Source organism: Streptomyces sp. LX-29 (assembly GCF_029541745.1).
In the GTDB taxonomy this organism is placed as follows: Bacteria; Actinomycetota; Actinomycetes; order Streptomycetales; family Streptomycetaceae; genus Streptomyces.
This window is the reverse complement of sequence record NZ_CP089746.1, coordinates 6,064,087-6,076,825: the sequence shown is the minus strand read 5'-3', so window position 1 is coordinate 6,076,825 and position 12,739 is coordinate 6,064,087. Positions and strand designations below refer to the sequence as shown.

Here is a 12,739-nt window from a genome sequence, read left to right as displayed (position 1 = left end):
GATGGAACACCTGTCTTGTGTGTCAGCACCCAGGAGGCACCCGGCGATGTCGGATCAGCACGTCCCCGTGACGGACGTCGAGCAGCGGGGGGAGCGGATCCTCTCCGTCTTCGCCACCGCCTTCGGTGAGCTGCTCGCCGCCGACCCGGCGGCCTTCCGGGTGAAGTTCCGCAAGATGGCGGCCTCCGCCTTCGCCTTCTACCGGGGCACCGCGTGCCTCTTCTACAGCGACCTGGAGGGCGAGCGCGACCGCGGCCCCTACCTGGACGAGCGCACCAGCCGGGTGTGGATCCACGGCGATCTGCACGCCGAGAACTTCGGCACCTACATGGATGCCAACGGTCGGCTGATCTTCAACGTGAACGACTTCGACGAGGCGTACGTCGGCCCCTTCACCTGGGACCTCAAGCGCTTCGCCGGCTCCGTGGCGCTCATCGGCTACGCCAAGGCGCTCAGCGACAAGCAGATCACCACCCTGGTGGAGACCTACGCCGCCGCCTACCGGGAGCGCGTCCGCGCCCTGGCCTCCGGGATCCAGGAGGGCCTCGACGGAGAGCAGCCGCCCTTCACCCTGGACACCGCCGAGGGCCCGCTGCTGACCGCGCTGCGCACCGCCCGCTCCCGCACCCGCTTCGGGCTGCTGGAGTCGATGACCGAGATCCGGGACCACGAGCGGCGCTTCTCGGCCGGCGGCGGCTCCATCGAGCTGGACGCGGCCACCCGCTACAAGGTCCTGGCCGCCTTCGACGGCTATCTGGAGACCCTCCCCGACTCCAGCCTGACCCGCCCCGACTCCTACCGGGTCAAGGACGTCGTCGGCCGCCGCGGCATCGGCATCGGCAGCGCCGGGCTTCCCTCCTACAACATCCTTCTCGAGGGCAACAGCGACGCCCTGGAGAACGATGTGGTGATCTACATGAAGCAGGGGCAGACCCCCGCGGTCTCCCGGCACATCACCGACCCGCGGGTGCGCTCCTACTTCCAGCACGAGGGCCACCGCACGGTGATCTCGCAGCGCGCCCTCCAGGCGCACGCCGACCCGTGGCTGGGCTGGACCGAGCTGGACGGCGCCGGGCAGCTGGTCGCCGAGGTGTCGCCGTACGCGGTGGACCTGGACTGGTCCGACCTGGACGACCCGGCCGAGATCGCCGCGGTCGTCGCGGACCTGGGGCGGGCGACGGCCACCATGCACGCGGCCGCCGACGACCAGAGCGGCCACTCCCTGGTGCCGTACTCCACCGAGCGCGCCATCGACGCGGTCATCGCCGCCGACGAGGAGGGCTTCGCCGCGATGCTGGTGGACTTCGCCCACTCCTACGGCGCGCGGGCCCGGGCCGACCACCAGATCTTCGTCGACCTGTTCCGCAACGGCCGGATCCCGGGGCTCTGACGCTCGGCCGAGCCGGGGGGAACCGGGCGCCGGCAGGTCTCGACCGCTCCGCGCCCCGCACGATCGCGCGGTCTTGACGCGCGACCTACACACGGCATGGCACACTACGCGCCGATGGACATCTCAGCGACTCACCTGCGGGCGGCACGCGCAGCGCTCTTCACGGCGCTGTGCGTGACGCTGTCCGCCGCGTCGCACGTCCTGCTGTCCGGTGTGCCGATCCCGGTCACGGTCGTCGGCGCGCTCAGCGCCACGGTCTTCGCCATCGCCTACGCGCTCGCCGGCCGCGAGCGCGGCTTCTGGCAGATCGCCGCGCTGATGGTGCCGCTGGAGCTGGCCGCCGACACGGCCTTCACCAGCGGGCAGCACGCCTGTTACGGCCCCACCGGAGGCCCGGTGACCGGGCCGCTGCGCGTCGTCGGGGTGGACTTCGTCTGCGCCGGCGGCGGTGTCGGCAGCCCGCTCACCCATCTGTCCGGCGGCGCCCCGATGAACGGCGTCGGCGTCTCGCCCTGGCTGCTGCTGACGGCGCACGTCGCCGTCGGCCTGGCCGCCGCGGCCTGGCTCCGACGCGGCGAAGCCGCCCTGGGCCAGCTGCTCCGCGCGATCGCCACCTTCGCCTTCCGGCCGCTCCTCATGGCGGTGGCGGCGGTAGCCGCGGCCACGTCCGCCGAGCGCCCGCCCGTACGTCCGGTCCACCGTGACCGTACGGCCCCCGCGCTTCCCCTGCTGGTGCACTCCGTCGTGCGTCGTGGGCCGCCCCGGTGCCCCACTCCGGCCGTCTGAGCACCCGCTCCGGCCGCAGACACCGCAATCACCCAGCATTCTCACGCACACGTGACATCCGACGGAGAAGAAACAGTCATGAGTAACCGGAACAGCCACGCCAACAAGCAGGCGGCTCGCGAGCGGATGCGCGCCGAGCGGGAGCGCCAGGCCAAGAAGGACAAGGTCCGTCGCCAGTTGACGGTGGCCGGCGCGATCGTCGTCGTCCTCGCGGTGGCCGGTGGCATCGGCGTCGCCGTGTCGAACATGAACAAGAAGAGCAGCACCGACAGCGCCTGGGACAAGGCCAAGACCGCCAAGTTCGTCAAGCCCGCGAACACCACGGGCAAGAACGGCGACATCGTCATCGGGAAGAAGGACGCCAAGGAGACCCTGGAGGTCTACGAGGACCCGCGCTGCCCGGCCTGCGCGGGCTTCGAGCAGTCCGCCGGCGAGCAGATGCTCAAGGACGTCGAGGACGGTCGCTACAAGGTGCGGTACGTCCTGTTCAACTTCATCGACTCGCCCGACATGGCCGGCGGCGTCGGCTCCAAGAACGCCGTCAGCGCGCTGGGCGCCGCCCTGAACGTCAGCCCCGAGGCGTTCATCGAGTACAAGAAGGCGCTCTTCTCCAAGGAGAACCACCCGTCCGAGCGGGATGACGCCTTCGCCGACGACGACCGGCTGATCGAGATCGCGCAGCAGGTGAAGGCGCTCAAGAAGAACAAGGCGTTCGACAAGGACGTGCGGAACGGCACCTACGACCGGTGGGCGCTGGAGATGGGCGAGCTCTTCGGCAAGAACGGCGTCCGGGGCACCCCGACCTTCCGGCACAACGGCAAGATCCTGGAGTCCAGCGACCAGCGGAGCGGCGGGGCGATCCTGGACCTGCCGTCGTTCGTCGAGGTGACCGACAAGCAGTTCCCCAAGAAGTAACCACCTGAAAGCGGATCACATCGGGCGGCCGTCGGCGGCCGCCGGTTGACGGGCGGGCGAACTCTTGGAGTTCGCCCGCCCGAAGTCTGTTCTCTTTTCTTACTTGCCAGTAAGGTCAGCGGCCGTGAACCCCCCTGACCCCATATCACGCCGCTCCGCGGTCACGGCCGTCGCCGCCACCGCCGCCCTGCTCCCCCTCGCCGCCGGCGTCGGCACCGCGCACGCCGAGGGCTCCGGCCCCGCCTTCCTGCACGGCGTCGCCTCCGGCGACCCGCTGCCGGACGGGATCCTGCTGTGGACCCGGGTCACCCCCGAGCCGGGGGCGCAGCCCGGCTCCGGGATCGGAGCCGACACCGAGGTCTCCTGGGAAGTGGCCGAGGACCAGGCGTTCCGCACCGTCGTCGCGCACGGCACCGTGACCGCGACCGCCGCCGCCGACCACACCGTGAAGGCCGATGTCCGGGGCCTGCGGCCGGCGAGCGCCTACTACTTCCGGTTCGCCGCGGGCGGGGTGACCTCCCCGGTGGGACGCACCCGCACCGCCCCCGCGCACGGCGCGGCCGCGAGCTCCGTCCGGTTCGGCGTGGTCTCCTGCGCCAACTGGGAGGCCGGCTACTTCTCCGCGTACCGCCACCTCGCCGCGCGCCGCGACCTGGACGCCGTGCTCCACCTCGGCGACTACATCTACGAGTACCGGACGGGCGAGTACCCGGAGCAGAAGTACACCGTCCGTCGCCACTCCCCCGCCCACGAGATCACCACCCTCGCCGACTACCGCACCCGGCACGGCCACTACAAGACCGACGCCGACCTCCAGGCGCTGCACGGCACCCACCCGATCATCGCCATCTGGGACGACCACGAGTTCGCCAACGACGCGTGGTCGGGTGGGGCGGAGAACCACACGCCGGGCGTCGAGGGCGCCTGGGCGGAGCGGGTGGCCGCCGCCAAGCAGGCGTACTTCGAGTGGATGCCGGTGCGGCCGTCCGTTGCGGGCACCACCTACCGGCGGCTGCGCTTCGGCACACTCGCCGATCTGCACCTGCTCGACCTGCGCTCGTTCCGCTCGCAGCAGGCGTCCCCCGGCAGCGGCAAGGTCGACGACCCGGAGCGCACCCTCACCGGCCGGGCTCAACTGGACTGGCTGAAGAGCGGGCTGGCCGGCTCCGACGCCACCTGGAAGCTGGTCGGCACCTCGGTGATGATCTCGCCGGTCGCCTTCGGCGCGGTGCCGGCCGCGGTGCTGGAGCCGCTGGCCGAGCTCCTCGGGCTGCCCAAGGAGGGCCTGACGATCAACGTCGACCAGTGGGACGGCTACACCGACGACCGGCGTGAGCTGCTGGCCCACCTCACCGACCGCGGCATCGACAACACCGTCTTCCTCACCGGCGACATCCACATGGCATGGGCCAACGACGTGCCGGTGAAGGCCGCCACCTACCCGCTGTCCCGGTCGGCCGCCACGGAGTTCGTGGTCACCTCGGTGACCTCGGAGAACATCGACGACCTGCTGCACGTGCTGCCGCACACCCTGTCGCTGGTCGCCGCGACCGCGATCAAGGCGGCCAACCGCCATGTGAAGTGGGTCGACATGGACTCGCACGGCTACGGCGTGCTCGACGTCACCGCCGAGCGGGCCCAGATGGACTACTACACGCTGTCCGACAGGACCGACCCCGGCGCCACGTCCTCGTGGGCCCGCTCGTACCGCACCCGATCGGGCACCCAGCGGGTGGAGCGGGTGGACCGGCCGGTCCGCTGAACGCGGAGCGGGGCGGCTCCGGTGCCCGGGGCCGCACCCGCCGGCGCTCGTGACCGGGGCGACGAAGCCGCCGGGTGAGGTCGGCCGCGGCCGGCTACAGCTCCGCGAGGAAGCCGAGCGCCACCCTCCAGGTGGCCTCGGCGGCCTCCGGGTCGAAGTCGGCCAGGTCCGGGTCGGTGTAGAGGTGACCGGCGCCCGGGTAGCGGTAGATCTCCACCTCGGCGCCGGCCCGCTGCATCCGCAGATACCAGGCGTTCAGCCAGTCGTGCGGCTCGAACGGGTCCGGGTCGGCGACGTGCAGCTGCACCGGCAGCCCGTCGGTCGCCGCGTCCTCCGCCAGGTCCGAGGTGCCGTGCAGCAGCAACAGGCCGCGGGCCTTGTCGTCGGCGAGGGCGAGGTTCTGGGCGATCGAGCCGCCGAGGGAGAAGCCCGCGTAGACCACGCCGCGGTCGGAGAGCGGCGCGGCGGCGGCCACGGCCCGGCGCAGCAGCTCCTCCTTGCCGATCCTGTCCTTGATCTCCATGCCCTCCTCGACGGACTCCACCGTCTTCACGGGCTGGTCGCTGTAGAGGTCGGGCACGTGGACCTCGTGCCCGGCGGCGCGCAGCCGGTCGGCGGCGGCGTGCACGGCGGGCCGCAGGCCGAAGGCCGAGTGCAGGAGGAGAATCGTCGAAGAGGGCGCCACGGCTGCCACTTCCCTGGTCGAGAGCTGTTCGATGGAGTGCGGGGTTGCTACGCGTCGGTACGCGGCCGCGCGAAAGATCGCGGCCACTCCCATCGTGCCAGCCGGCACCGACGGCGAGCCGCCCGTGCCGCCGGCAGTGGGGACGCGCCGTGCCGGGTGACGACGCGCGGAGGGGTCAGACGGCGGGGGTCACAGCGCCCGCCGCATCGCCCGGTGCGGGATGCCGGCGTCCTGGAACTCGGGGCCGTGCGCGGTGTAGCCGAGCCGCTCGTAGAAGCCCACGGCCTGGGTCTGGGCCTCCAGGTACACGCCGGAGAGACCGATCCTGCGGGCCTCGGCCTCGACGGCGCGCACCAGGGCCGCCCCCAGGCCGGTGCCGCGCGCGGCGCGACCGACCGCGAGGCGGCCGAGGGCGGCGGTGGTCCCGCCGTCGATGCCGGTGTGCCCGTACTTCCTGTCCGCCGCCGCGCCGTGCAGGAAGCGGATCGTGCCCACCGGGCGTCCGTCGGGCCCGGTGGCCAGCAGATGGACGGCCTCGGTGTCGTAGGCGTCCATCTCCAGCTCTTCGGGCACCCGCTGCTCGACGACGAAGACCTCCCGGCGCACCGCGTGGCAGCCGGCCAGGTCGCCGTCGTCGACGCGCCGGATCACATGGCCCGGGCGGAGTCCGCCGCCCGCCGCGTCCGCGGCTTCGGTCACGAGCTCTCCGCCCGCACGGTGTCCAGCGCGCCCTGGAGGTCGTCGGGGTAGGCGCTCTCGAACTCGACCCAGCCGCGGTCGTCCGGGTGCTCGAAGCCGAGCCGCACCGCGTGCAGCCACTGCCGGCTCACCCGCAGCCGCTTGGCCAGGGTGGGGTCGGCCCCGTAGGTGAGGTCGCCGACGCAGGGGTGGCGGTGGGCGGACATGTGCACCCGGATCTGGTGGGTGCGGCCGGTCTCCAGCTTGATGTCCAGCAGGCTGGCGGCGCGGAACGCCTCGATGAGGTCGTAGTGGGTGACGCTGGGCTTGCCCTCGGCCGTCACCGCCCACTTGTAGTCGTGCGTGGGGTGGCGGCCGATGGGGGCGTCGATGGTGCCGCTGAGCGGGTCCGGGTGGCCCTGCACCAGCGCGTGGTAGCGCTTGTCGACCGTGCGCTCCCGGAACTGCTGCTTGAGCAGGGAGTAGGCGCGCTCGGACTTGGCGACGACCATCAGCCCCGAGGTGCCGACGTCCAGGCGGTGCACGATGCCCTGGCGCTCGGCGGCGCCGGAGGTGGAGATGCGGTAGCCGGCCGCGGCCAGGCCGCCGATCACGGTCGGACCGGACCAGCCGGGGCTCGGGTGCGCGGCGACGCCGACCGGCTTGACGATCACGACGATGTCGTCGTCGTCGTGCACGATCTCCATGCCCTCGACGGGCTCGGCGACGATCCGCACCGCCGGCGCGGCCTGCGGCATCTCGACTTCGAGCCAGGCGCCGCCGGAGACCCGGTCGGACTTCCCGGCCAGGCTGCCGTCGAGCTGGACCTTGCCCGCCGCGGCGAGCTCTGCGGCCTTGGTTCGGGAAAACCCGAACATACGGGCGATGGCGGCGTCGACGCGCTCACCTTCGAGGCCGTCGGGCACGGGCAGGGTGCGGATCTCGGGAATCGTGCTCACCCGTCGAGTATGCCGGACCGCGCCCGGCACCTCGTACATCAGTCCTCGCCGCCCGCGCCCCCGGACCCCGGGGAACGGCCCGTACTTCAGTCCTTGTGCACCGTTCCGTCCGGATCCAGCCCACGGAAGGACAGGATCACGATCAGGAAGCCGCCACAGACGATCGCCGAGTCGGCCAGGTTGAAGACCGCGAAGTGGGCGGGCGCGATGAAGTCCACCACCGCGCCCTGGAGACCGCCGGGGGTGCGGAGGACGCGGTCGGTGAGGTTGCCGAAGGCGCCGCCCAGCAGCAGGCCGAGAGCGATCGCCCACGGCACGCTGTAGAGCTTGCGGGCGAGCCGCGCGATGACCACGATCACACTCGCCGCGATCACGGTGAAGACGATGGTCATCGCCTCGCCGAAGCCGAAGGCGGCGCCGCGGTTGCGGACCACCTCGAACTGCAGCCAGTCCCCGACCACCTCGACCGGCGCGTGGTGCTCGAGATTCGCCACCACGAACACCTTGCTCACCAGGTCGAGGAGGTAGGCGAAGGCGGCCACGCCAAGCAGCACGCCGATGCGCCGAGCGCCCCGGCCCGGGGTGCCGCTCGTGGCGTCACCGACCGGCCGGGCCTCGTCGCCCTTCTCGGCCCTCTCGGGGTTCGGCGTACCGATGGCCTGCTCCGCCTCTGTCACGTGAGTCCCTCAACGTCTGCGTCCGGCGCCAAGGCGCCCACCTGGCTGAGGACGAGACTACGGCACGTCCGTACGAACGGTCAGCGCCGCTCCTGTCGCTGCTTGCACTCCACACACAGCGTGGCGCGGGGAAACGCCTGCATCCGCGCCTTGCCGATCGGGCTTCCGCAGTTCTCGCACAGTCCGTACGTCCCGGCGTCCAGCCGATCGAGGGCGCGCTCGGTCTGGAGCAGCATCTCGCGGGCGTTGCTGGCCAGGGCCAGCTCGTGCTCTCGCGTGATGTTCTTGGTGCCGGTGTCGGCCTGGTCGTCGCCCGCGCCGTCGCCGGAGTCCCGCATCAGCCCGGTGATCGCCTCCTCGGAGGCGAGGATCTCGCTGCGCAGCCGGTGCGTCTCGTCCATCAGCTCGGTGCGGGCCTCCGCGACCTCGGCCGGCGACCAGGGCTCTTCACCAGGGCGTACGGCCAGCTCGCCGGGGGCGGCGGTGCGCGCCTTGGGGACGGCGGTCGCCGTCGCGGTGGCCTTCTGGCCGGCCGACGCCTCACCCGGAGTCTTCTTGGCAGCCATGTTCTCGGCTCCTGTCTTCTTCGCGGGCACCGCCTTCGGGGCCGGTGCGGCCTTCTGGGCTGTGGTCTGGGCTGTGTTCTTGCGCTCGGCGGGCTTCCGGGCCGTCGTTCGGGACGCCGCGGCCTTGGTGCCGGCGCCGTTCCCCGCCGTGACCTTGGCCGCGGTCTTGGCGGGGCTCTTCTTGCCCGTGGTCTTGGCGGCCGCCTGGGCGGTCGCGGTGGCGTTCTTGCCGCTGGTGGCGTTCTTGCCGGTGGCGGCCTTCCGCGCGGAGGGGGAGGGCGCGGCCTTGGCGGCGGTCGTGTTCTTCGCCGCGGTCGCGTTCTTCCTCTCGGTCGCGTTCTTCCTCTCGGTCGCGTTCTTCCTCTCGGTCGCGTTCTTCCTCTCGGTCGCGGCTCCTGCCTTCGCCGTCGCCTTCTTGGCGGTCTTCTTGGTCGCCGTCTGCTTCGCCACCTTCTTGGCCGTCTGCTGTGCGGTCTTCTTCGCGGGGGCCTTGGCCGGGGTGCCGGCCACCGCCGTGGCCGATGTGGTCTTGGCGGCCTTCTTCGCCGCCGTGGTCTTCGTGACGGCGGTCTTTCTTGCCACCATGGCCGCGGCCCCTTCACATATTGTGATCTTGCTCGCGAATCGTGCCGGAACGATAAATCGACTCCGGGCACGCGGCAACGGGGCACGCCGCCCGATTCGCCCGGCTTGCCCGAAGGAGAAGCCGGTCTTCACCGTTGTGCCCCTCTCTCCGCCCGGTAATCCGGGGTACCCGGCGCATCGTCCGGACGACCCGGCCCCCGTGGCCCCCCGTACCCCGGTCGGCGCAGCCGGTAATCCAGTCGGCCACCGCGTGGTGGGACCCGTACACTGGGCGCAGCGAAAGGCGTGGAAGGGGACGAGTAGCGCCGTACGCAGCCATGAGCGACCCGGGGACGGTGCGAGCCCGGGGGCGAGCGCGACGTGAAGCATCACCCCTGAGCTGCCGGAAGAAAGCCCGCGGAGGCGAGTAGAACCGGCGTCGCTGCCCCTAATGAGGGGACCGGGAGCCGTGCGGCTCACGGTCAAGGAGGGTGGTACCGCGGGAGCGCCAAGGCTCTCGTCCCTCCGACGGAACCGAAGCGACGTGTCCGCCGGAGGAAGACCTCGATGAGTCCACAGCCGCAGTATCGCCAGGTGCCAGCCCAGGTAGACCTGCCCGCCCTGGAGCACGCCGTGCTCGACTTCTGGCGTGAGGGCAAGATCTTCAGCCGCAGCCTGGAGCAGTCCGAGGGCCGGCCCGAGTGGGTCTTCTACGAGGGCCCGCCGACCGCCAACGGCATGCCCGGCGCCCACCACATCGAGGCCCGCGTCTTCAAGGACGTCTTCCCGCGCTTCCGCACCATGCAGGGCTACCACGTCGGCCGCAAGGCCGGCTGGGACTGCCACGGGCTGCCGGTCGAGCTCGCCGTCGAGAAGGAGCTGGGCTTCAGCGGCAAGCAGGACATCGAGGCGTACGGCATCGCCGCCTTCAACGCCAGGTGCCGCGAGTCGGTGACCCGGCACACCGACGCGTTCGCCGAGCTCACGACCCGTATGGGCTACTGGGTCGACCTGGACGACGCCTACCGCACGATGAACCCCGAGTACATCGAGTCGGTGTGGTGGTCGCTGAAGGAGATCTTCAACAAGGGGCTGCTGGTCCAGGACCACCGGGTCGCCCCCTGGTGCCCGCGCTGCGGCACCGGCCTGTCCGACCACGAGCTGGCCCAGGGCTACGAGACGGTCGTCGACCCCTCGGTCTTCGTGCGCTTCCCGCTGACCTCCGGCCCGCTGGCCGGCGAGGCGGACCTGCTGGTGTGGACGACCACGCCGTGGACGCTGGTCTCCAACACCGCGGTGGCCGCGCACCCGGACGTCACCTACGTGGTGGCCACGGACGGCGAGCGGAAGCTGGTCGTCGCCCAGCCGCTGCTGGAGAAGGCGCTCGGCGAGGGCTGGGAGGCCACCGGGCAGACCTTCACCGGTCGCGAGATGGAGCGCTGGACCTACCAGCGCCCGTTCTCCCTGGTGGAGATCGAGGACGCCCACTTCGTCGTCAACGCCGACTATGTGACCACCGAGGACGGCACCGGCCTCGTCCACCAGGCGCCCGCCTTCGGTGAGGACGACCTCAGGACCTGCCGCGCCTACGGGCTGCCGGTGGTCAACCCGGTCCGCCCGGACGGCACCTTCGCGGAGGACGTCGAGCTGGTCGGCGGGCAGTTCTTCAAGAAGGCCGACGAGGCCCTCACCGCCGACCTCAAGGCGCGCGGGCTGCTCTTCCGACACGTGCCCTACGAGCACAGCTACCCGCACTGCTGGCGCTGCCACACGGCGCTGCTCTACTACGCCCAGCCGTCCTGGTACATCCGCACCACCGCGATCAAGGACAAGCTGCTTCGGGAGAACGAGAACACCAACTGGTTCCCGGAGTCGGTCAAGCACGGCCGGTTCGGCGACTGGCTGAACAACAACATCGACTGGGCGCTGTCGCGCAACCGCTACTGGGGCACCCCGCTGCCCATCTGGCGCTGCGCGGAGTCCCACCTGACCTGCGTCGGCTCGCTGGCGGAGCTGTCCGAGCTGACCGGCACCGACCAGTCCGGGCTGGACCCGCACCGCCCGTTCATCGACGACGTCACCTTCACCTGCACCGCCGAGGGCTGCTCCCTGGAGGCGGTGCGCGTCCCGGAGGTCATCGACGCCTGGTACGACTCGGGCTCGATGCCGTTCGCGCAGTGGGGCTACCCCTACCGCAACAAGGAGCTCTTCGAGAAGCGCTACCCGGCGCAGTTCATCTCCGAGGCGATCGACCAGACCCGTGGCTGGTTCTACACCCTGATGGCCGTCGGCACCCTGGTCTTCGACAAGTCCTCCTACGAGAACGTGGTCTGCCTGGGCCACATCCTCGCCGAGGACGGCCGGAAGATGTCCAAGCACCTGGGCAACATCCTCCAGCCGATCCCGCTCATGGACCAGCACGGCGCGGACGCGGTCCGCTGGTTCATGGCGGCCGGCGGCTCCCCGTGGGCGGCGCGCCGCGTCGGCCACGGCACCATCCAGGAGGTCGTCCGCAAGACCCTCCTCACCTACTGGAACACCGTCGCCTTCCAGGCGCTGTACGCCCGGACCGCCGGCTGGGCGCCGAGCGCCGCCGACCCGACCCCGGCCGAGCGGCCGCTGCTGGACCGCTGGCTGCTCAGCGAGCTGCACGCGCTGACCGACCAGGTCACGCAGGCCATGGAGGCGTACGACACGCAGCGCGCCGGCAAGCTGCTGTCGGCCTTCGTCGACGATCTGTCCAACTGGTACGTGCGCCGCTCGCGGCGTCGCTTCTGGCAGGGAGACGCGGCCGCGCTGCGCACCCTGCACGAGGTCGTGGAGACCGTCACCCGGCTGATGGCCCCGCTGGTCCCGTTCATCACCGAGCGGGTCTGGCAGGACCTGGTGGCCCCGGTGACCCCGGACGCCCCGGAGTCGGTGCACCTGTCCACCTGGCCGGTGGCGGACCTGGACGCCATCGACCCGGAGCTGTCCCGGCAGATGGTGCTGGTCCGGCGGCTGGTCGAGCTGGGCCGCGCCACCCGCGCGGAGTCCGGCGTCAAGACCCGTCAGCCGCTGTCCCGGGCGCTGGTCGCCGCGGCGGGCTTCGAGGCGCTCTCGCCCGAGCTGCACACCCAGATCACCGAGGAGCTCAACATCTCCTCCCTGGCGTCCCTGAGCGAGGTCGGCGGCTCCCTGGTCGACACCACCGCCAAGGCCAACTTCCGCGCCCTGGGCCGCCGCTTCGGCAAGGGCGTGCAGGACGTGGCCAAGGCCATCGCCGGGGCCGACGCCGCCGCGCTGTCCCTGGCGCTGCGGGACGGCACGGCGTCCGTGGTGGTCGGCGACGAGACGGTCGAGCTCTCCCCCGACGAGGTCATCATCACCGAGACCCCGCGCGAGGGCTGGTCCGTCGCCTCCGACGCCGGCGCCACGGTCGCGCTCGACCTGGAGATCACCCAGGAGCTGCGCCGCGCGGGTGTCGCCCGTGACGCGATCCGGCTGATCCAGGAGGCGCGCAAGACCAGCGGGTTGGACGTCGCCGACCGGATCGCGCTGCGCTGGCAGGCCACGGACGAGGAGACCTCGACCGCCCTGGGCGAGCACGCGGGTCTGATCGCGGACGAGGTCCTGGCGACCGACTTCGCGAGCGGTGCGGCCGACGACTCGTACGGCCAGGAGTTCAGCGACGACTCCCTGGGCCTGACCTTCCGCCTCCGCAAGGCGTAACCGCTGCCGCGAGGCGCTCCCCCGAGGGCCCGGCCGGATTTCCTCC

10 protein-coding genes are annotated in these 12,739 nt (G+C 71.6%); 5 read left to right on the top strand and 5 right to left on the bottom strand.

What is annotated here, in order from left to right:
- The first annotated feature begins 46 nt into the window (after positions 1-46).
- The 4 genes from LRS74_RS25620 (at position 47) to LRS74_RS25605 (ending at position 4,853) form a co-directional block, all read left to right on the top strand.
- On the top strand, positions 47-1,390 hold the full coding sequence (locus LRS74_RS25620; protein WP_277743209.1) for a DUF2252 domain-containing protein: 1,344 nt from the start codon (positions 47-49) through the stop codon (positions 1,388-1,390).
- A gap of 114 nt (positions 1,391-1,504) precedes the next feature.
- Complete coding sequence (locus LRS74_RS25615; protein ID WP_277743208.1) at positions 1,505-2,176, top strand: hypothetical protein; 672 nt, start codon at positions 1,505-1,507, stop codon at positions 2,174-2,176.
- Between the two features lie 78 nt (positions 2,177-2,254).
- Positions 2,255-3,091 (top strand): thioredoxin domain-containing protein, encoded by an 837-nt coding sequence (locus LRS74_RS25610; protein ID WP_277743207.1) that lies wholly within the window; start codon positions 2,255-2,257, stop codon positions 3,089-3,091.
- Positions 3,092-3,215: 124 nt separating this feature from the next.
- On the top strand, positions 3,216-4,853 hold the full coding sequence (locus LRS74_RS25605) for an alkaline phosphatase D family protein (RefSeq protein ID WP_277743206.1): 1,638 nt from the start codon (positions 3,216-3,218) through the stop codon (positions 4,851-4,853).
- A gap of 94 nt (positions 4,854-4,947) precedes the next feature.
- Here LRS74_RS25605 and LRS74_RS25600 read toward each other — a convergent pair whose 3' ends face one another.
- The 5 genes from LRS74_RS25600 to LRS74_RS25580 form a co-directional block, all read right to left on the bottom strand.
- Positions 4,948-5,538: a dienelactone hydrolase family protein gene (locus tag LRS74_RS25600; protein ID WP_277743205.1), complete on the bottom strand. Its 591-nt coding sequence runs from the start codon at positions 5,536-5,538 to the stop codon at positions 4,948-4,950.
- Positions 5,539-5,727: 189 nt separating this feature from the next.
- Entirely contained in the window at positions 5,728-6,189 is a 462-nt protein-coding gene (locus LRS74_RS25595; RefSeq protein ID WP_277744933.1) for a GNAT family N-acetyltransferase, read from the bottom strand.
- A 44-nt stretch (positions 6,190-6,233) separates the two neighbouring features.
- A complete protein-coding gene (locus LRS74_RS25590; protein ID WP_277743204.1) occupies positions 6,234-7,175 on the bottom strand; it encodes an RluA family pseudouridine synthase in 942 nt (313 codons plus the stop codon).
- An 86-nt stretch (positions 7,176-7,261) separates the two neighbouring features.
- Positions 7,262-7,852: a signal peptidase II gene (locus tag LRS74_RS25585; protein ID WP_277743203.1), complete on the bottom strand. Its 591-nt coding sequence runs from the start codon at positions 7,850-7,852 to the stop codon at positions 7,262-7,264.
- Positions 7,853-7,932: 80 nt separating this feature from the next.
- Positions 7,933-9,003: a TraR/DksA C4-type zinc finger protein gene (locus LRS74_RS25580; protein WP_277743202.1), complete on the bottom strand. Its 1,071-nt coding sequence runs from the start codon at positions 9,001-9,003 to the stop codon at positions 7,933-7,935.
- A 546-nt stretch (positions 9,004-9,549) separates the two neighbouring features.
- Here LRS74_RS25580 and ileS point away from each other — a divergent pair.
- Positions 9,550-12,693: an isoleucine--tRNA ligase gene (ileS, locus tag LRS74_RS25575; protein WP_277743201.1), complete on the top strand. Its 3,144-nt coding sequence runs from the start codon at positions 9,550-9,552 to the stop codon at positions 12,691-12,693.
- Positions 12,694-12,739: the final 46 nt, after the last annotated feature.

Coding starts and splice junctions, on each gene's coding strand:
- LRS74_RS25620 (WP_277743209.1), top strand. CDS start 47: ATGTCGGATCAGCACGTCCCCGTGACGGACGTCGAGCAGCGGGGGGAG.
- LRS74_RS25610 (WP_277743207.1), top strand. CDS start 2,255: ATGAGTAACCGGAACAGCCACGCCAACAAGCAGGCGGCTCGCGAGCGG.
- LRS74_RS25615 (WP_277743208.1), top strand. CDS start 1,505: ATGGACATCTCAGCGACTCACCTGCGGGCGGCACGCGCAGCGCTCTTC.
- ileS (WP_277743201.1), top strand. CDS start 9,550: ATGAGTCCACAGCCGCAGTATCGCCAGGTGCCAGCCCAGGTAGACCTG.
- LRS74_RS25580 (WP_277743202.1), bottom strand. CDS start 9,003: ATGGTGGCAAGAAAGACCGCCGTCACGAAGACCACGGCGGCGAAGAAG.